Origin of the sequence: Pseudomonas sp. B7(2017) (assembly GCF_002112745.1) — a bacterium.
GTDB classification, from domain to species: Bacteria; Pseudomonadota; Gammaproteobacteria; order Pseudomonadales; family Pseudomonadaceae; genus Aquipseudomonas; species Aquipseudomonas ekonensis.
Genome location: NZ_NEIP01000009.1, coordinates 234,604 through 254,165 on the forward strand (window position 1 = coordinate 234,604; position 19,562 = coordinate 254,165).

The following is a 19,562-nucleotide window of genomic DNA, read 5'->3' on the forward strand; positions in this document are numbered from 1 at the left end:
GAGCCTCAGCGCTGCACCGCCTCCCCCTCCGGATACACCGACTCCCACCCCCCGCCCAACGCCCGGTACAGCCCGACCATCGCCAGCGACACGCCGGCGGAGCTTTCCACCCATTGCTCCTGCGTCGTCAGCAACGCGCTCTGCACGGTGAGGACGTTGACGAAATCGACCACGCCTTCGACGTACTGCTGTTGCGCGGTGCGCAGGGCGATGCGGTTCTGGCGCACGGCTTCGGCCAGGCTGTCGCGGCGGCGCTGGCTGGCGTTGTAGGCCGTCAGTTGGTCGTCGATCTCATGCCAGGCGCGCAGCACGGTCTGCTGATAGGCGATCGCCGCCTCCTGCTGTTGGGCTTCGCGCAGCTGCAGCACGCCGCGCAGGCGGCCGCCGTCGAACAACGGCAGGCTCAGTTGCGGACCGATGGCGAAGGCCCGTGAGCCCCAGGAGCCGAAGTCGCTCAGTTGCATGACCTGGGAGCCCAGGTTGCCGGACAGCGTGATGCGCGGATAGAAATCCCCTTCGGCCACGCCGATGTTGGCGGTGGCCGCATGCAGCCGGGCTTCGGCCTGACGAATGTCCGGGCGGCGTTCGGCCAGTTGCGACGGCAGGCCGATGGCGACCTGGGGCGGCGACTGCGGCACCGGCGCATCGGCGGACAACGCTTTGGACAGGGCCTGGGGAGGTTCACCCATCAGCAGACTGATGGCGTTGATCAGCTGCGCCTGACGCTGCTCCAGCGCCGGCAGCCGCGACTCGATGGCGGCCACCTGCGCAGCGGCTTCGGCGACGTCCAGGTCGGTGGCCACCCCATCGTTCAGGCGCAGCTGCGACAGTTTCAGGCTGTGCCGGGCGACCTCCAGGTTCTGTTCGGTGACGGCGCGGGTGTTCTGCACGCCGCGCAGCTGGATGTAGTTCTGCGCGGTGTCGGCCAGCACTGCCAGCAGTACGCCGCGGCGGTCGTTTTCCGCCACCTCCAGATTGGCGTCGGCGGCTTCGGTCTCCCGGCGCACGCGGCCCCAGAAGTCGAGCTCCCACGAGGCGGAGAACCCGGCGTCCCACAGGTTGAAGGCCGAGTCGCCATTGCGCCCCGACGGGTCGTTGAGGCCCTCGCCGCTGTTGCGCTTGCGCCCATAGCTGCCGGTGACGGCGGTGGTCGGATAGCGGTCGGCGGTGATCGCCTGACGGACCGCGCGGCTCTGTTGCAGACGGCTGGCGGCGCGCTGCAGGTCGAGGTTGCTGTTCATCGCACGCTGGGTGAGGGCCGAGAGTTGCGGGTCGTGGAAGACCTCCCACCAGCGTTCGCTCAGGGGCTCGGCCACCGCTTGGCTCGGGGCGGTCCGGGCGGGCTGGGCCCATTCGCCGATCTGCACGCCCTCCGGTTTGCGAAAGTCCGGGCCGACGGTGCAGGCGCTGAGACTGACGACGAGCAGAACGCTCGAAAGGCGTAGCGGCCACTGGCCAATCCGCGAGGAGGCCCGCTCCCGCAGGGCGATGTGTGCGAGGCCGTTCGCGCAGGCGCCGGCCGGGTCGACAGTGATCATCGCTGGGTCACCTCACGCACCGCCGTCACCGAACTGTCGGTGTCGATGCTCGCCTCGACCGACATGCCCACCCGCAGCCGCTCGGCCAACGGCTGACCCGGCTCCAGCAGGATCTTCACCGGAATCCGCTGCACCACCTTGGTGAAGTTGCCGGTGGCGTTGTCCGGCTTCACCGCCGCGAACGTCACGCCGGTGGCCGGGGCGATGCTTTCCACGCGCCCGTTCAGGGCTTCGCCGCCCAGGCTGTCGACCCGCACCTGCACGTCCTGCCCCGGTTGCACGTCGGTCAACTGGGTTTCCTGGAAGTTGGCCACCACGTAGGCCTGCTGCAGCGGCACCACCGCCAGCAGCTTGCTGCCCGGCGTCACGTAGGCGCCGACCCGTACGGCGCGCTCGCCGATCATGCCGTCCTGCGGCGCGGTGATGCGGGTGTACGAGAGGTCGAAGCTGGCGATCTCCAGCGCGGCCTGCGCGCGTTTCAGGCCACCGTCGGCGGCATCGCGCTGGGCGGTGAGGATCTCCACCTGCTTGCGTTCCGCCGCCAGCACCGCCGTGGCGGTGTCCAGCCGCGCCGTGGCCTGATCGATGCGGGTGCGCGCCTGCTGCGCGTTCTGCACGGTGCCGGCCCCGACGCCGGCCAGGTGGCTGTAGCGGTTCAATTCTTGTTGGGCGAAGGCCATTTCCGCCTTGGCCGCCACCACCGAGGCCTGGGCCTGGGCGATGACCGACGCCTGGCGCTCCAGGGTGGCCTTGGCGTTCTGCAGTTGCGCACGGGCGACCTGGGTCTGCGCATCGGCGGCTTCGGCGGCGGCGCGCAGGTCGCGGTCGTCGATCAGCGCCAGCAATTGCCCGGCCTTGACCTGCTGGTTGTCCTCCACCAGCACTTGCTTGATGAACCCCGCCACCCGCGGCACCACCAGGGTGTAGTCGGCGGACACGAAGGCGTCGTTGGTGTTCTGCTGGGTGCGTTTGCCGAACAGGCCCGGCACCGCCAGGTGCAGCAGCACGCCGACGGCCAATGCGGCCGCCACGGCGACCGCGAGTTTTTGCTTTGCTTGAGTCGTCATAAAAACCTTCAGTTCCAGTCAGGTCGGCGCACGGGGCGGAAAGATCCGCGTCGGCAGCCAGAAAATCAGCAGGATCAGCGCCACCGCGACGCCGGCCATGCACAGGTAAAGATCCGAGGAGGTCAGCACCACCGCCTGCTCGTGCAGGCGGTGGGCGAGGCCGGCGCCGTCGGGTTCGGCCAGGGGCGAGTTGCCGAGGCGGTCCACCAGCATCGTCGAGTGGAAATGCAGCCGCGCGGTGGTCAGCGCCTCGATCACCCCGGTGGCGATCACCGCCGCCAGGCCTTTCACGGTGTTGAACCAGGCCGAGGCGAACGGTCCGTCCAGCGGCGTGATGCTGCCGGTGGAGAGCATCAGCAGCGGCAGCACCGCCATCGGCTGCCCGAAGATCTGCAGCCATTGCAGGACGTAGAAATCGTCACGGATCCACGCCGACGTCAGCTGCGAGCCGCCCAGGCACGACAGCGCCAGCATGCTCAGGCCAAGCCCCAGCACCCAGCGGCAATCGACCCAGCGCAGGTTGCACAGCGCCGCCACCAGCGGCAGCGCGATCAGTTGCGGCAACGCCGCCAGCAGCATGATCGGCGCGGTCTGCACCGGGCGGTAACCCTGCACCTGGGCCAGGTAGCTGGAAGGGATCAGGATCACCGCCAGCAGGATCACCAGCACCCCGGCCAAGGTCAGCAGGGCGAACGACAGGTTGCGGATGCCCAGCATCTGCAATTTGAAGAACGGGATCGGCTGCGACCACTCGTTGACCAGGAACGCCACCAGCAGCAGCGCACCGGCGCCGAGCAGGCCGCAGATCAGATCCGACTCGAACCAGTCCAGGCGATTGCCTTGCAGCAGCCCGATCACCAGCATGCAGATCGCCGGAAACCCCAGCAGCAGGCCCCTCCAGTTGAACGCCTTCAGGCGCTCCAGGCGCAGCGGATCCTGCGGCAAGCCGTAGGCCACGGCGGCCATGGCGATCAGGCACGGCACGATGATCTGCCAGAACGTCCACTGCCAGCCGACGTGCTCGGTCCACAGCCCGGCCAGCGGCGTGCCCAGGCCCGGGCCGAACGTGGCGGTCAACGCGTAGCCGGCCAGGCCGTAGAGCTTGACGCCGGGCGGCAAGAAACGCAGCGCCACGGTCATGAGCATCGGCGGCAACGCGCCGCCGGCCAGCCCTTGCAGGGTGCGCATCAGCAGCAGGCTTTCGTAGTTGGGGGCGAACGGGCAGAGCACGCCGAGCAGGGTGAACACAGCGATGGCGCACAGGGTGAAACGCCGCAGCGAAAACGTCACCGAGCACCACGGCGCGAACGCCATCGCCGCCACCGAGGTCGCGGTGTAGCTGGCGACGAGCCAGGTGCCTTCGTCGTAGCCGATGCCCAGGGCGCCGCGGATGTCGGCCAGGGCGACCTTGGTCACCATTTCGTTGAGGCCCGACACCAGCACCGCCAGCAGCACACCGACCAGGCCGATGATGATCCGCGCTCCGAACACCGGCGCCGCAGCGGTCGCGGCCCCAGGGGCCGGCACCGTCAGGGATGTCATGAACGCACACTCCGGTTGATTGAATACCGGAGCATGGTAGTGAGGCTTAATGTTGACGAAAATTGACTTATCGGCAGCTTATAAGTGCATCTGACGCAACCGTTTGCGTTGTGGGCGCCAGCCTGCTGGCGATGGCGCCCCTACGGATCAGGTGCTCTCAGGGCCGCGCGGCACGCCAGGTCTCGTCGCAGCACGCCTTGAGGGTCTCGCGCAGCCAGCGGTGGGCCGGATCCTTGTCGAAGCGCGGGTGCCAGGCCTGGGTCAGCATCAGGGTCGGCAACGGGATCGGCAAGTCAAAGGGACGCAGCTTCAGCCCCAGCCGCCGCACGCTCAGCAAGGCTTCCCGGGGCACCGGCAGGATCAGGTCGGAGTCCGGCAAGGCGAACATCGCGGCGTGAAAGCTCGGGGCGATCACCGCCACCCGCCGCTCCAGCCCCAAGGCGTTGAGCGCCGTGTCGATGGGGCCGCGGGCGATGCCCCGGCGGGACATGCTGATGTGGGAGAACGCGGCGTAGCGCTCGGCGGTGATTTCAGCGTCGAACAACGGATGGTCTTCGCGCACCAGGCCGACGAAGTGGGTGGAGAACAGGTTCTGCACCTTCACCTCCGGCATCACCGGGCGGGTGTTGCTCACGCTCAGGTCGATCCGCCCTTCGCGCAGCGCCTCATCGTCGCCGTCGCCCTCGGGGACGAAGCGCAACTCGCAGTGCGGCGCCTGACGGTCGAGGGTATCGAACAGCTTGCCGCCATAGACGCCGACAAAAAAATCGTTGGCGCGGATGCTGAAGCGCCGGCGCAAGGTGCCCAGCTCCACGGTGTCCGCCGAGCGGAACAGCAGCGCGGCCCGCTCGACCACATCGCGCACCTGTTCGCGCAGCTCCAGCGCCTTGGGCGTGGGCACCAGGCCCCGGCCGGCACGCACCAGCACCGGGTCGCCGATGGCCTCGCGGATCCGCGTGAGGGTGCGGCTCATGGCCGCCGGGCTGAGGTTCATCCGCCGCGCCGCGCCGACCACGCTGCCTTCGTTGAGCAGGGCGTCGAGGGCGACCAGCAGGTTCATGTCCGGGAGTTGCATCGCAAGCACTCATGGCCGATCAGGATTGATTTCCACGCAATGCTAGCAGACATGCTTCAGGATCGGCGGCGGTTGCACAGACGCCATCGCCGGCAGGCTGGCTCCCACAATGGATTTGCATCGGAGCAGAACCCTGTGGAAGCCAGCCTGCTGGCGATGAGGCCAGTCCGGGCACCCGGCACCTAGCGTTGCATTCCCCACTTCTTCACGGTCACCCGCTCCAGCGTATCGAACACCAGGTTCTCCACCAGCAACCCGATCAGGATCACCACCGCAAGCCCGGCGAACACCTTGTCGGTGTACAGCTCGTTGCGGTTCTGGAAGATGTACCAGCCCAGGCCGCCCTTGCCGCTGGTGGCGCCGAACACCAGCTCAGCGGCGATCAAGGTGCGCCAGGCGAACGCCCAGCCGATCTTCAGGCCGGCGAGGATCGACGGCAGCGCCGCCGGAATCAGGATGGACAGCACAAAACGCATGCCCTTCAGACCGTAGTTGCGCCCGGCCATGCGCAGGGTTTCCGACACGCCAAGGAAACCGGCATAGGTGTTCAGCGCCAGCGCCCACAGCACCGAATGCACCAGCACGAAGATCAGGCTGTTCTGGCCCAGGCCGAACCACAGCAACGCCAGCGGCAGCAGAGCGATGGCCGGCAGCGGGTTGAACATCGAGGTCAGCGTGCTCAACAGGTCGCGCCCCAGTTGGGTCGAGACCGCCAGGGTGGTCAGGGCGAACGCCAGCACGATGCCGATCAGGTAACCCTTGAGCAACACCAGCAGGGAGATCCACACCTTGCCCGGCAGCTCGCCGCTGAGCAGGCCGTCGTACAGGGCGTGGGCGGTCTGCAGGAAACTCGGCAGCAGCAGATCGTTGTTCTGCACCCGGGCGACTGCCTCCCAAAGCACCGCCAGCACCAGCAGGATGATGCTCTTGCGCAGCCAACCCTGCTGCCACAACCGCTGGCCGAGCGCCAGTTCGCGCTCGACCGGCACACGGGTCAGCGGCTCCAGCACCGTTTCGAACTCATGACGCGAAGAAGATGAAGGGTTCATCGGGCAATGCTCCTGGCCGCTCAATAGGCGATGCGGATGTCGGTGAAGTCCAAGACCTGCGCGGTCTCCGGCGACTGGCCTTCGTCGAACAGCAGACGGTGGATGCGCCGCGCCGACTCCTGGAACGCGATGCCGCCCAGACTGTGCAGATCGTACTGATGGCTGTGCACCTCGGCCCGCACCCTGCCCGGATGCGGCGACAGCAGCAGGATGCGGTTGCCGACCACCAGCGCCTCCTCGATGGAGTGGGTGACGAACAGCAGCGTGAAGCGCACCTCTTCCCAGAGCCGCAACAGCTCTTCCTGCATCTTGCGCCGGGTCAGCGCATCCAGCGCGGCGAAGGGCTCGTCCATCAGCAGGATCTTCGGCTGCATCGCCAGCGCCCGGGCAATCGCCACCCGCGCCTTCATGCCGCCGGACAGGGTGTGCGGATAGGCATCGGCGAACGCCGCCAGGCCGACCTTCTCCAGGTAATGCAGGGCGCGCTCTTGCGCTTCCCTTTTCTTCAGCGTGCGTGAGGCCAGCAGCGGGAACATCACGTTCTGTTTCACGGTTTTCCACGGCGGCAGCTGATCGAATTCCTGGAACACCACGATCCGGTCCGGCCCCGGCGCCTCCACGCGCCGGCCTTGCAGGCGGATCTCGCCTTCGCGCGGCGCAATGAACCCGGCCACCGCCTTGAGCAGCGTGGACTTGCCGCAGCCGGAGGGGCCGAGCAGGACAAAGCGATCCGCCGGATCGACCTCGAAACTGACCTGGTGGGTGGCCCGCACCACCCGTTGCGGCGTGCGGTATTCGAGGCTGACCTGATCGACCGCCAGCAGCGCTTCGGTGCCGGCGGCGCGGTTGCTGGCCGTGTGGCCTTGCAAAGGGGCGTTCATGGCGGTCAGCTCCCCTGCAGTGGCTTGGCGTCCTGGAAGAAGTAATCCTTCCACGAGTCCGGCTTGTTCTTGATCGCGCCGACGCGGTAAAGGAATTCGGCCAACGGGTAGGTATTCTTCGGCGTGACGCTGAACTCGAACTGCGGGTTGTCGATGATCTTCAGCAGCGCGGCGCGGTCGATCTTGGCCTTGGTCACGCGCAGGTAAGTATCCGCCGCCGCGCCCTTGTCGTTCTGGGCGAACTGCGCCGCTTCGGTCAGGGCTTCGACGAAGGCCTTGTAGGTCTTCGGGTTGTCGTTGCGGAATTTCTCGGTGGCGAACAGCACGGTCGGCGAGTTCGGGCCGAGCACGTCATAGGAATTGAGCACAACGTGGACATTGGGGTTCTCCAGGGCCTGATCCTGGAACGGCGGATTGGAGAAATGCCCGGTCAGCTCGGTGCCGCCGGCGATCAGCGCAGCGGTGGCGTCCGGGTGCGGAACGGCGATGGTGTACTTGTCGAGGCGGTTGAATTCCTTGTCGCCCCACTGCTTGGCCGCTGCGTACTGCAAGAACCGCGACTGCACCGAGACCCCGACCGCCGGCACCGCGATGCGGTCCTTTTCGGTGAAGTCGGCGATGGTCTTGACCTGGGGATTGTTGCTCACGAGGTAATACGGGAAGTTGCCCAACGAAGCCACGGCCTTGACGTTCTGCTTGCCGTGGGTGCGGTCCCAGATGGTCAGCAGCGGGCCGACGCCGGCGCCGGCTATGTCGATGGAGCCGGACAGCAACGCGTCGTTGACCGCCGCGCCGCCGGACAGCTGTGTCCAGTCGACCTTGATGTCGATCCCCTCCTGCTTGCCGTACTTCTCGATCAAGCCCTGATCGCGCACGACGTTGAGCAACAGGTAGACGATGCCGAACTGTTCGGCGATGCGGATCTCACCTTCGGCATGGGCCACGGACGGCGCCGCCAGGCTGCCGGCGATCAGGCTGAAACCCAAGCCGATGGCGGCGGCCAGCGGCGCGAATGGAAGACGTTTGGACATAATCGGTTCTCCGGCAATTCAGAAAGGCGCGTCGCCCTGGATGGTGGTGCGGTAGAGCTTGCGGCGCAGGTGCGCGGGGCAGCCGGCGGCCAGGTGGATCAGCGAGCGGTTGTCCCAGAACACCAGGTCGTGGGGCTGCCAGCGGTGGCGGTAGATGTTCTGCGCCAGGACGCTGTGGGCGTAGAGCTCGGCCAGCAGCTGTCGGCTCTCATCCTCCGGCAGGCCGACGATGCGGGTGGTGAAGCCTTCGCTGACGAACAACGCCTTGCGGCCGTTTTCCGGGTGAGTGCGCACCACCGGGTGCACCACTTCCGCGACCTGGGCCAGTTGCTCCGGGGTCAGGGTCGGGCGCCAGTTGCCTTCGAATTTGGTCTCGCTGTAGCGGGCGGTGTAGGAATGCGCCGCCGAACGGCCCTCAACCGCGTTGCGCAGCGCTTGCGGCAGGCTGTCCCAGGCTTTGTGCATGTCGGCGAACAAGGTGTCGCCGCCTTCGGACGGCAGTTCCTGGGCGTGCAGCATCGAACCCAGGCTCGGCAGTTCCTTGTAGGAGAGGTCGGAGTGCCAGAACTTGCCGGCATCGCCCAGGCCGACGTTCTGGCCGTTCTCGACGATGTTGGAGACGATGAGGATTTCCGGGTGGCCGGCCAACAGGAACTGCTTGAGCACATGGATCTGCAGCACGCCGAAACGGCGGCTGAAGTCGATCTGTTGCTGCGGGGTGATGCGCTGGTCGCGGAACACCACCACGTGGTGATCGAGGTGGGCGCGGTGAATGCGGGCGAAGTCTTGATCGCTGACCGGACGGGCCAGGTCCAGGCCGATGATTTCGGCGCCGACGGCGCCTGCGAACGGGCGGACTTCAAAGGGTTGCGGCGCGATGCCGGGTGAGGCGGTGGCGGCGGACATGGATCACTCCCACATACGGCACGCTCAAGGGCGCGCGCGTCGATCAAGAAACTCACGCTGGATTGCGTGTTCGTTCGTGTCGTGCGGCGCGCCGATTGGTCGGCAGGTACGCAGGGGTTTGACTTTATAGGTATAAAAATTGAAATTTAAATACCGTTAATGAATAACGATATGGCGATTGGGGACAGCGGCGGTTCTTGTCACAGACCCACCGAATGCGGTGCCTGGACAGACGCTTTCGCGAGCAGGCTCGCTCCTACAAGGGATGTGGCCGGACACCACGCCAATGTGGGAGCCAGCCTGCTGGCGATAAGGATTGTGGCGCAGCGCTGCGTCGGCCGGACGGACGCCTTCGCGGGCAGGCTCGCTTCCACAGGGGATCGGCGTCGGGCGCTGCCCCTGTGGCAATGGCCTACCGCTCGTGCAAGGCCTCGGCCCGCGCGCGGATGATCGGCTTGAGCAGGTAGCTCAGCACGGTCTTCTTGCCGGTGATGATGTCCACCGACGCCACCATCCCCGGAATGATCAGCAGCGGCTTCTCGTCGGTGCCGAGGTGGCTGCGCTCGGTGCGCAGCTTGATCACGTAGTAGGTGGTTTTCTTGTCTTCGTCGGTGATGGTGTCCGCGCCGATCTGCTCCAGCTTGGCCTTCAGGCCGCCGTAGATGGTGTAGTCGTAGGCGGTGAACTTCACGGTCGCATCCTGCCCCGGATGCAGGAAGGCGATGTCCTGCGGACGGATCTTGGCTTCCACCAGCAGGGTGTCGTCCAGCGGCACGATCTCCACCAGGTCGCTGCCCGGCTGGATCACGCCGCCGATGGTGTTGACCAGCATCTTGTTGACGATGCCCCGCACCGGCGAAGTGACCAGCGTGCGGCTGACCCGGTCCTCCAGCGCCTTGCCGGTAGCCTGGGCCTTGTTCAGGTCGGTGCGCGCCTCGTTGAGCTGGGTCAGCGCCTCGCTGCGGAACTTGCCGCGGGTCTCGTCGATCTTGCGCTGAACTTCCTTGATCGCCGATTCGGCCCGCGGAATCGCCAGCGTGGTGGCGTCGAGCTGGCCGCGGGTCTCCACTTCGGCGCGCTTGAGCCGCAGCACTTCGACCGGCGACACCGCGCCCTGGGCCACCAGCGGCTCGGACATGTTGATTTCCTGGCGTTGCAGGCCCAGCTGCTGACGGTACTGCGCCTGCTTGGAGGTGAACTCGCGCAGCTCTTGCTGGCGCTGGATCAGCTGTTCCTGCAACCCGCCGATCTCGTCATGCAACTGCTGACGGCGGCTCAGGTACAGCGACTCTTCGCTTTTCGCCTGGCCCGGCACGGCCTTGAGCACGTCCTCGGGGAAGTTCAGCGGACGGTCCTCGACCTCCGCGCTCAGGCGCTCGACCCGCAGCAGCATCGACAGCCGGTCGGCCTCGGTCTCGCCGACGTTGGAGGCGAACCGCGTGTCGTCCAGGCGGATCAGCGGCGCGCCGGCCTCGACGATCTGGCCTTCCTTGACGAACAGCTCGGAGACGATCCCGCCCTCGAGGTTCTGGATCTTCTGGATCTTCGACGACGGAATCGCCTTACCGTCGCCCTTGGTCACTTCGTCGATGACCGCGAAGTTGGCCCACAGCAGCAGGAACAGGAAGAAGCCGATGATCGCCCAGATCGTCAGGCGCACCACCCTCGGCGCGTCCTCGATGAGCGCTTTGTTGACCTCCGGCAGCGGCTGGCCCTGCAACGACGCGGAGCCTTTGAAGTAGCGGCGGATCGATTCCTTGACACCCGACTTAAGCAACACTGATCTGCCCCTTCTTCAACGCTTCCATCACCGCGGCCTTCGGGCCGTCGGCGAGAATCTGGCCACGGTCGACCACCAGCAGGCGATCCACCAGCGACAGCAGCGACGCCCGGTGCGTCACCAGCACCACGGTCTTGTTTTCGATCACCGCCGCCAGACGTTGCTTGAGGCGCTCCTCGCCGGTGTTGTCCATGGCGCTGGTGGGCTCGTCGAGCAGCAGGATGGGCGGGTCGAGCAGCAGCGCACGGGCCAGGGCCACGTTCTGGCGCTGGCCGCCGGACAGGTTCTGCCCGCGCTCGCCGACCTGCAGTTCGTAGCCTTTGGGGTGCAATCTGGCGAACTCATGGACGCCGGCCAGCTCGGCCGCCTGCAGCACCAGCTCGTCCTCGACGTAGCGGGCGCCGGAAATCAGGTTGTCGCGCAGAGTGCCGGCCAGCAGTTGGATGTCCTGAGGCACATAGCCGATGTTGTAGCGCAGCTCGCTGACGTCGATCTGGCGGATGTCCACGCCGTCCACCAGCAGGGCGCCGTCGTCCGGCTGGTACAGGCCCACCAGCAGCTTGGCCAGCGAGCTCTTGCCCGAACCGCTGCGGCCGATGATGCCGATCTTCTCGCCGGGACGGACCACCAGGTTGATGCCCTTGAGCGCCGGGTTCTGCTGCTCCGGGTAGGTGAAGTTGAGCTGGCGGCACTCGATGGCGCCCTGCAGCACCTTGCGGCTCAGCGGGCGCTCTTCGAAATTGCGCTCCTGGGGCAGCTCCATCATCTGGTCGACCGAGGTCATGGTCACCCGCGCCTGCTGGTAGCGGGTCAGCAGGCCCGACAGCGACGCCAGCGGGCTGAGCGCCCGGCCGCTGAGCATGTAGCAGGCGATGAGGCCGCCCATGCTCAGGTTGCCGGCGATGATCTGGTACACGCCGAAGACGATCATGACCACGCCCGCCAACTGCTGGATCAGCAGGGTGATGTTCATCGCCAGGCCGGACAGCATCTTCACCCGCAGCTCGAGGCGGCTGAGGGTGCCGATGGTCTGCTCCCACTGGTACTGGCGCTCGCTCTCGGCGTTGTTGACCTTCACCGCGTCGAGGCCGGCGAGGGTCTCGATCAGGCTCGACTGGCGCTCGGCGCCCAGCGCCATGGTGCGCTCCATGGTCGCCACCAGCGGTTTCTGCAGGGCGTAGCCGATGGCCAGGGCGATCGGGAAGGCCAGCACCGGAATCCACACCAGGTGCCCGCCCAGGATGGCGATCACGATGAAGATCAGGATCGTGAACGGCAGGTCGATCACGCTGGTCAGGGTCAGCGAGGCGAGGAAGTCGCGCAGGCTCTGGAACTCATGGATGTTCTGGGCGAAGCTGCCGACCCGCGCCGGCCGGTACTTCATGGCCATGCCGACGATCCGCTCGAACAGCGTGGCGGAGATGATCAGGTCGGTTTTCTTGCCGGCCAGATCCAGGCACAGGCTGCGCAGGCTCTTGAGGATCAGGTCGAAGAGGTAGGCCCCCGTGATGCCCAGCGCGAGCACCCACAGGGTCGCCTCGGCCTGGTTCGGCACCACGCGGTCGTAGACGTTCATCACGAACAGCGGCGCGGCCATCGCGATGATGTTGATCAGCAGGCTGGCGGCGATGGCGTCGGCGTACAGCCAGCGCGAGCGCTTGAGGGTGTCGCGGAACCACGAGCGCGCCCGGGGAATCAGCGTGCCGTGGTTGACGTCGAACTTGTGCTGGGGCTGGGCGAAGAAGACCTTGCCGGTGTAGTCGTCGGCCAGCAGGTCGCGGCCCACCAGGGATTCGCCGCCGTCGCTTTCGCTGAGCAGCACCCGGGCCTGGCCGTCGTCCTGCCAGCCGAGCAGGACGGCGCTGCGGCCGTCCTTGAGCAGCAGCAGCGCCGGCATGGCGATGGCCGGGATCTCTTCCAGCTTGCGTTGCAGCACCCGCCCCTGCAGGCCGGCGCGGGCCGCCGCACGGGGCAGCAGCTCGACGCTCAGGCGCTGCTTGGGCAGCGGCAGGCCGGTGGTGAGCATCGCCGCGCTGGCGGGCTTCTGGTGCAGCATGCACAGGGCGAGCAGACCGTCCAGCAGCGGGTCGTCGTGCATCGCGCGTGGATCATGGCTGAGTTGAACTCGACTGACTTCTGATTCCACGCTCGACACTCTTTAACGATTGAAAGGGGACAACTCAATTCATCCCGGGCAGTTGGACCTTGGGCTTCACGTCGTTCTGCACGACGGACGCCATCGGTGCGACCACTCCCTGGCTCTTGAGCAACTCGCCCATGGTCGCCTTGATTCGGTATTGAGTAAATAACTGAATGTTCTTGATCTCGGCCAGACGGCGCGAAGCGGTGAACAATTCGTTCTCGCTGTCGAGCAGATCCAGCAGGGTCCGCTCGCCGAGGCTGAACTGGCGCTGGTAGGCGGTGCGCACGGCGGTGCTGTGATCGACGTACTGCTGGGCGATCGGCACTTGGGCGTTGGCGTTGTTCAGGGCGTTCCAGGCCAGGCCCAGTTCTTCGTTCAGTTGGCGCAGGGCGTTGTTGCGGATGTCCAGCGCCTGGTTCGACAGGTAGGCCTTGGATTCCAGGTCGGCCTTGTTGCTGCCGCCCGAATAGAGGTTGAAGCGCATGCGCAGCATGGCCTGCCATTCGTTGTTGTGGCCGTTCTGGCCGTCGAGGTCGTTGTCGGCGGTGCGGCCCAGCTCGGCGTCGAAGCGCGGGTAGAAGGTCGACTTGGCGGTTTCGTACTGCTTCTCGGCCGCGGCGATGTCGGACTCGGCCGACCGCAGGATCGGGCTGTTCTCCAGCATCTGCGCGCGGGCTTCGTTCAGGTTGGCCGGCAGCATCGCCATGAACGGCGCCGGGCGCTCCAACTGGTCGGGCATCTGGCCGACGGCGCTGAGGTAGTTGGTCTCGGCGTCGGCGAGGTTGGTCTGCTCGGTGATCAGGTTGTTGCGCGCCTGGGCCATCCGCGCCTCGGCCTGGTCGAGGTCGGCGCCGCTGCCGACGCCGCGCTGGGTGCGCAGCTGGATCTGGTCGTAGATGCGCTGGTGGCTCTTGAGGTTTTCCTCGGCCAGGCGCACGAACTCGCGGCGGGTCAGTACGTCCAGGTACACCTGGGCCACGGTCAGCGCGGTACGCTCGGAAGTGCCGAGCAAGGAATAGGCACGGGAGTTGACGGTGGCTTGTTGACGCCCGACTTCGCTGGACGTCGCAAAACCGTCGAAGACCATCTGCGACAGACGCAAACTTGACTCGCTGCGGTTCAGGGTCTCCCAGTGGTTGCCGCCGCCGTTGGCGCGGGTGGTGACGCTGTCGGTGCCTTCGCGGCCGTAACCGCCGAGCAGATCGACCTTGGGCAGGTATCCACCTTTTGCCGCCTTTAATTGATAATCCGCAGCCAATCGACTATTGACCCCTGCCTGGATCTCCGGATGGACATCCAGCGCCTGCTGCATGGCTTGCGGCAGGGTTTGCGCTTGTGCGAAAGAGGCGGCGAGGGCGAAGGGTAAAGCCTTGAACAGGTGCGAACGCATGGTGAGTGTTTCCCAGGACTTCTTGTCTTGAATCACAGCAAAAGGGGGTGCTGCGTCGGAAGATGGCAACCGTGATGACCGTATGTCGGAAAGTTGAAAACCGGAACTGGGTCACACGCTGACGGACGGGTCGCCGCATAAATATCAATGTGACATTACCGGGGCGATTGTTTAGGATGGCTCCCAGAAGGTCAATAGTTTGGCATAAAGTTAATAGCGAAAGAATCTAGCCAAAATATTGACATAGATCAGCGTCAAACATGTTTCACCACATTTATTTGAAAGTACGTCCAGACTGAATCGGCTAAGAACCATCAGGTCTATGGAAGTCAACTGAACGTGACACCCGGAGAGTCTTCAATGAGCAGTGTTGTTGCCATCGTCAAAAGCATTGTCGGTCAGGTATTCGTGGTGTCGCCGGAAGGCGTGCGCCGCGTGCTCGTTGAAGGCGACCGGCTGTTCGCCGGCGATCAGGTCGACACCGGCGTCGCCGGCGCGGTGTCCCTGGAGCTGGCCGACGGCCGCACTCTGGACCTGGGCCGCGACACGCAGTGGAGCGCCAACGCTCCGGACTCCAGCACCGACCTGGCCGAGGCCACCGCGCAAGCGGCGCCTTCCGTTGAAGAGCTGCAGCAGGCCATCGCCGCCGGCGCCGACCCGACCACCGCCCTTGAAGCCACCGCCGCAGGCCCGAGCGCCGCAGGCTCGGGCGGCGCGGCCGGCGGCGGCCACAGCTTCGTGATGCTCGATGCGACCGCAGGCCGCGTCGATCCGACCATCGGCTTCCCGACCGCCGGCATCGGCGGCGCCGGCCAGGCCCCCCAGAACACCACCGGCGGGCAAACCACCGACACCACCACCAACGCGCTGCGCGACTCGACCCTGACCCTCAGCGCCACGCCGACCATCACCGAAGCCGGCGGCGTGCTGGTGTACACCGCGACCGTGACCCAGGCACCGTTGACCGACCTGACCGTCACCCTGTCCAACGGTTCGGTGATCGTGATCCCGGCCGGCTCCACCACCGGCTCCGTCAACGTGCCGCTGGCCCCGAACGACACCGTCTACAACGACCCGAAACAGATCGACGTGACCGTCACCGGCACCACCGGCGGCAACGGCATCACCGTGACCACGCCGACCACCCCGGCCACCACCCAGGTCACCGACACCATCGACACCACCACCGTCACCCTGACGGCCGGGCCGAGCGTCACCGAAGGCGGGCAGATCACCTACACCGCCACCCTGACCAACCCGGCGCAGACACCGGTGACCGTTACGCTGTCCAACGGCTCGACCATCACCATCGGCGCCGGCCAGACCACCGGCAGCGTCAACGTGCCGACCGCGCCGAACGACGTCTACAACAACGGCAGCACCGTCACCACCACCATCACCGGCGCCAGCGGCGGCAACTTCGAGAACCTGGTGCCGAACCCGGCGCCGGCCGTGACCACCATCGTCGACTCCAAGGACACCACCGGCCTGACGCTGACCGCCACCGGCAGCGTCACCGAAGGCGGCCAGATCACCTACACCGCCACCCTGACCAACCCGGCGCAGACGCCGGTGACCGTCACCCTGTCCAACGGCGCGACCATCACCATCGAAGCCGGCAAGACCAGCGGCACCGTCAACGTGCCGACCGCGCCGAACGACGTCTACAACAACGGCGGCACCGTCAGCACCACCATCACCGGCGCCACCGGCGGCAATTTCGAGAACCTGGTGCCGAGCACCACGCCGGCGACCACCACCGTCACCGACTCGATCGACAACACCGGCCTGAGCCTGTCGGCCACCGGCTCGGTCGCCGAGGGCGGCCAGATCACCTACACCGCGACCCTGACCAACGCGGCCCAGACGCCTGTCACCGTGACCCTGTCGAACGGCGCCGTCATCACGATCGAAGCCGGCAAGACCACCGGAACCGTGACCGTCCCAGCCCCGGCCGACGACGTCTACAAGGACGCCGGCAAGGTCGAGGTCACCATCAAGGACGCGTCCGGCGGCAATTTCGAGAACCTGGTGCCGAGCACCGTTCCGGCGGTCACTGAGGTCACCGATACTGTCGATACCACCACCGTGAAGCTGACCGCCACCGAGTCGGCAGCTGAGGGCGGCACCGTCACCTACACCGCCACCGTGGGCGCACCCGTGACCGGTTCGCCGGTGACCGTGACCCTGGCGAACGGCCAATCGATCACCATCGAGGTCGGCAAGACCACCGGCACCGTCACCACCACCGCGCCGAACGACGCGTTGGCCGGCAATGCGCCGCTGACCAACTCGATCACCAACGTTTCCGGCGGCAACTACGAGAACCTGGTGGCCGACAAGACGCCGGTTTCGACCACCGTCACCGACACCGTCGACACCACCGACCTGACGCTCAGCGCCACCGGCACCGTGGCCGAAGGCGGTTCGATCGTCTACACCGCAACCCTGACCAATCCGGCCGGCACTCCGGTGACCGTGACCCTGTCCAACGGCGCGACCATCACCATTGAGGCCGGCAAGACGTCCGGCACCGTGACCGTCCCCGCGCCTGCCGACGACGTCTACAAGGACGCCGGCAAGGTCGAGGTGACCATCAAGGATGCGTCCGGCGGCAACTTCGAGAACCTGGTGCCGAGCACCGTTCCGGCCGTGACCGAAGTCACCGACACCATCGACACGTCGACCGTGAAACTGACGGCGGACACTTCGGTGGCCGAGGGCGGAACTGTCACTTATACCGCCACCGTCGGTGCGCCGGTCACCGGCTCTCCTGTGACGGTCACTTTGGCCAACGGCCAATCGATCACCATCGAGGTCGGCAAGACCACCGGCACCGTCACCACCACCGCGCCGAACGACGCCCTGGCCGGCAATGCGCCGCTGACCAACTCGATCACCGGTGTTTCCGGTGGCAACTACGAGAACCTGGTCGCCGACAAGACGCCGGTCAGCACTACTGTGACCGATGTCGCCGACACCACCGACCTGACGCTCAGCGCCACCGGCACCGTGGCCGAAGGCGGTTCGATCGTCTACACCGCAACCCTGACCAATCCGGCCGGCACTCCGGTCACCGTGACGTTGAGCAACGGCGCGACCATCACCATCGAGGCCGGCAAGACGTCCGGCACCGTGACCGTTCCGGCGCCGGCCGATGACGTCTACAAGGACGCCGGCAAGGTCGAGGTGACCATCAAAGACGCCACGGGCGGCAACTTCGAGAACCTGGTGCCGAGCACCGTTCCGGCCGTGACCAACGTCACCGACACTGTCGATACCACCACCGTCAAATTGACCGCCACCGAATCGGCGGCTGAAGGCGGCACCGTCACCTACACCGCCACCGTGGGCGCTCCAGTGACCGGTTCGCCGGTCACCGTGACCCTGGCCAACGGCCAATCGATCACCATCGAAGTCGGCAAGACCACCGGCACCGTGACCACCACCGCACCGAACGACGCGTTGAACGGCCACTCACCGCTGACCAACTCGATCACCGATGTCAGCGGCGGCAACTACGAAAACCTCGTGGGCGACAAGACACCGGTTTCGACCACCGTCACCGACACCGTGGACACCACCAACCTGACGCTGAGCGCAACGGGCACCGTGGCTGAGGGCGGTTCGATCGTCTACACCGCGACCCTGACCAACGCCGCCGGCACCCCGGTGACCGTAACGTTGAGCAACGGTGCGACCATCACCATCGAAGCCGGCAAGACCACCGGCACCGTGACCGTCCCAGCCCCGGCCGACGACGTCTACAAGGACGCCGGCAAGGTCGAGGTCACCATCAAGGACGCCACCGGCGGCAACTTCGAGAACCTGGTGCCGAGCACCGTTCCGGCGGTCACTGAGGTCACCGATACTGTCGATACCACCACCGTGAAGCTGACCGCCACCGAGTCGGCAGCCGAGGGCGGCACCGTCACCTACACCGCTACCGTGGGTGCTCCGGTGACCGGCTCTCCGGTGACCGTGACCCTGGCCAACGGCCAATCGATCACCATCGAGGTCGGCAAGACCACCGGTACGGTCACCACCACCGCGCCGAACGACGCGTTGGCCGGCAACGCGCCGCTGACCAACGCGATCACCGGTGTTTCCGGTGGCAACTACGAGAACCTGGTGGCCGACAAGACCCCCGTCAGCACCACCGTGACCGATGTCGCCGACACCACCGACCTGACGCTCAGCGCCACCGGCACCGTGGCCGAGGGCGGTTCGATCGTCTATACGGCGACCCTGACCAACCCGGCAGGTACGCCGGTGACCGTGACCCTGTCCAACGGCGCGACCATCACCATCGAGGCCGGCAAGACCACCGGCACCGTGACCGTCCCTGCGCCTGCCGACGACGTCTACAAGGACGCCGGCAAGGTTGAGGTCACGATCAAGGATGCAACGGGCGGCAACTTCGAGAACTTGGTGCCGAGCACCGTTCCGGCCGTCACCGAAGTCACCGACACCATCGACACCTCCACCGTGAAGCTGACCGCTTCGGAAACGGCAGCGGAAGGCGGCACCGTCACCTACACCGCCACCGTCGGCGCGCCGGTCACCGGTTCTCCGGTGACCGTGACCCTGGCCAACGGCCAGACCATCACCATCGAAGTCGGCAAGACCACCGGCACGATCACCACCACCGCGCCGAACGACGCCCTGGCCGGCAATGCGCCGCTGACCAACTCGATCACCGGCGTGTCCGGCGGCAACTACGAGAACCTGGTCGCCGACAAGACCCCGGTCAGCACCACTGTGACCGACACCGTCGACACCACTGACCTGACGCTAAGCGCCACCGGCACCGTGGCCGAGGGCGGTTCTATCGTCTACACCGCGACCCTGACCAATCCGGCCGGCACCCCGGTGACCGTGACCCTGTCCAACGGCGCGACCATCACCATCGAGGCCGGCAAGACGTCCGGCACCGTGACCGTTCCGGCCCCTGCCGACGACGTCTACAAGGACGCCGGCAAGGTTGAGGTCACGATCAAGGACGCAACGGGCGGCAACTTCGAGAACCTGGTGCCAAGCACCACGCCGGCCGTCACCGAAGTCACCGACACCGTCGACACCACCACGGTGAAACTGACGGCGACCGAGTCGGCGGCTGAGGGCGGCACCGTCACCTACACAGCCACCGTGGGCGCGCCG

12 protein-coding genes are annotated in these 19,562 nt (G+C 66.3%); 1 reads left to right on the forward strand and 11 read right to left on the reverse strand.

Annotation, left to right across the window (positions count from 1 at the left end; genetic code table 11):
- Positions 1-5 precede the first annotated feature (5 nt).
- The 11 genes from CAG29_RS18645 to CAG29_RS18695 all read right to left on the reverse strand — a co-directional run bounded on the left by CAG29_RS18645 (position 6) and on the right by CAG29_RS18695 (position 14,402).
- Entirely contained in the window at positions 6-1,538 is a 1,533-nt protein-coding gene (locus tag CAG29_RS18645) for an efflux transporter outer membrane subunit (protein ID WP_256576449.1), read from the reverse strand.
- The gene (locus tag CAG29_RS18650; RefSeq protein WP_085631805.1) at positions 1,535-2,605 is read right to left on the reverse strand and encodes an HlyD family secretion protein; all 1,071 of its coding nucleotides are present in this window, start codon (positions 2,603-2,605) and stop codon (positions 1,535-1,537) included. The genes CAG29_RS18645 and CAG29_RS18650 overlap by 4 nt, the downstream gene beginning before the upstream one ends.
- Positions 2,606-2,623: 18 nt before the next feature.
- Complete coding sequence (locus tag CAG29_RS18655; protein ID WP_085631803.1) at positions 2,624-4,147, reverse strand: MFS transporter; 1,524 nt, start codon at positions 4,145-4,147, stop codon at positions 2,624-2,626.
- Between the two features lie 157 nt (positions 4,148-4,304).
- On the reverse strand, positions 4,305-5,222 hold the full coding sequence (locus CAG29_RS18660; RefSeq protein WP_085631801.1) for a LysR family transcriptional regulator: 918 nt from the start codon (positions 5,220-5,222) through the stop codon (positions 4,305-4,307).
- A gap of 182 nt (positions 5,223-5,404) precedes the next feature.
- Entirely contained in the window at positions 5,405-6,271 is an 867-nt protein-coding gene (locus CAG29_RS18665) for an ABC transporter permease (RefSeq protein WP_085631799.1), read from the reverse strand.
- Between the two features lie 20 nt (positions 6,272-6,291).
- On the reverse strand, positions 6,292-7,152 hold the full coding sequence (locus CAG29_RS18670; RefSeq protein ID WP_085582183.1) for an ABC transporter ATP-binding protein: 861 nt from the start codon (positions 7,150-7,152) through the stop codon (positions 6,292-6,294).
- Positions 7,153-7,157: 5 nt separating this feature from the next.
- Positions 7,158-8,183, reverse strand: a complete 1,026-nt coding sequence (locus CAG29_RS18675; RefSeq protein WP_085582185.1) for an ABC transporter substrate-binding protein — start codon at positions 8,181-8,183, stop codon at positions 7,158-7,160.
- 18 nt (positions 8,184-8,201) lie between these two features.
- Positions 8,202-9,089 carry a TauD/TfdA family dioxygenase gene (locus CAG29_RS18680; protein WP_085582187.1) on the reverse strand — a complete coding sequence of 296 codons (888 nt, stop codon included), beginning with the start codon at positions 9,087-9,089 and terminating at the stop codon, positions 8,202-8,204.
- 412 nt (positions 9,090-9,501) lie between these two features.
- Positions 9,502-10,869 carry an HlyD family type I secretion periplasmic adaptor subunit gene (locus CAG29_RS18685; RefSeq protein WP_085582189.1) on the reverse strand — a complete coding sequence of 456 codons (1,368 nt, stop codon included), beginning with the start codon at positions 10,867-10,869 and terminating at the stop codon, positions 9,502-9,504.
- Positions 10,859-13,015 carry a type I secretion system permease/ATPase gene (locus CAG29_RS18690; RefSeq protein WP_085582191.1) on the reverse strand — a complete coding sequence of 719 codons (2,157 nt, stop codon included), beginning with the start codon at positions 13,013-13,015 and terminating at the stop codon, positions 10,859-10,861. Before CAG29_RS18690 ends, CAG29_RS18685 begins: the two co-directional genes overlap by 11 nt.
- 34 nt (positions 13,016-13,049) lie before the next feature.
- Positions 13,050-14,402: a TolC family outer membrane protein gene (locus CAG29_RS18695; protein WP_085694947.1), complete on the reverse strand. Its 1,353-nt coding sequence runs from the start codon at positions 14,400-14,402 to the stop codon at positions 13,050-13,052.
- Positions 14,403-14,762: 360 nt separating this feature from the next.
- Between CAG29_RS18695 and CAG29_RS18700 the strand changes: the two genes are divergently transcribed.
- Positions 14,763-19,562, forward strand: a 4,800-nt coding sequence (locus CAG29_RS18700) for a retention module-containing protein (RefSeq protein ID WP_139831509.1), incomplete at its 3' end; no start/stop codon positions are given.